Origin of the sequence: Arthrobacter sp. PsM3 (genome assembly GCF_030433895.1) — a bacterium.
Lineage (GTDB): Bacteria > Actinomycetota > Actinomycetes > Actinomycetales > Micrococcaceae > Arthrobacter.
In genome coordinates, this window is the sequence record NZ_JARUXE010000110.1 from 1 (window position 1) to 758 (window position 758).

The 758-nt window shown below is 67.5% G+C and carries 1 protein-coding gene; it reads right to left on the reverse strand.

Going from position 1 to position 758, the window contains the following annotated elements:
- Positions 1 to 758 (reverse strand): glucose-6-phosphate dehydrogenase (locus QCD75_RS21800; protein ID WP_301231615.1); only part of this gene is annotated, 758 nt, incomplete at both ends.

Below are 758 nucleotides of genomic sequence, written 5' to 3' on the forward strand. Positions count from 1 at the left end.
CCCTGCCAGCCGCCGGTGAACTGCCCGCGGGCCGAGTGGGTGGACAGGTCCTCGGGGAGCCGGACGGCGGCCAGGACCTTTTCCTTCTCGGCGCGGAGGTCATCGGCGTTGAAGGAAATCGGCTCCTCCATCGCGGTGAGCGCCAGGAGCTGGAGCAGGTGGTTCTGGATGACGTCGCGGGCCGCGCCGACCCCGTCGTAATAGCCCGCGCGGCCGCCGGTGCCGATGTCCTCGGCCATGGTGATCTGGACGTGGTCCACGTAGTTCGCGTTCCAGAGCGGCTCGAAGAGCTGGTTGGCGAAGCGCAGCGCCAGGATGTTCTGCACCGTCTCCTTGCCCAGGTAGTGGTCGATCCGGAAGACCGCGTCCGGCGGGAACACCGACTCCACAATGTCGTTGAGCTGCCGGGCCGACTCGAGGTCGTGGCCGAACGGCTTCTCGATCACGACCCGGCGCCACTTGTCACCCTCGGCCTGGGCCAGTCCGTGCTTGGAGAGCTGCCGGCAGACCAGCTCGAAGGCCTTCGGCGGGATGGAGAGATAGAACGCGTGGTTCCCGCGCGTTCCCCGCTGCTCATCGAGTTCGTCGATGGTTTCGGACAGCCGCTTGAAGGCGTCGTCGTCGTCGAACTCGCCCTGCACGAAGCGGACGCCCTGGGCGAGCTGCTCCCACACCGTCTCATCGAACGGGGTGCGGGCGTAGGCCTTGACCGCGGCCTTCACCTCGGCGGCGAAGTCCTCGTTCTCCCAATTCCGCCG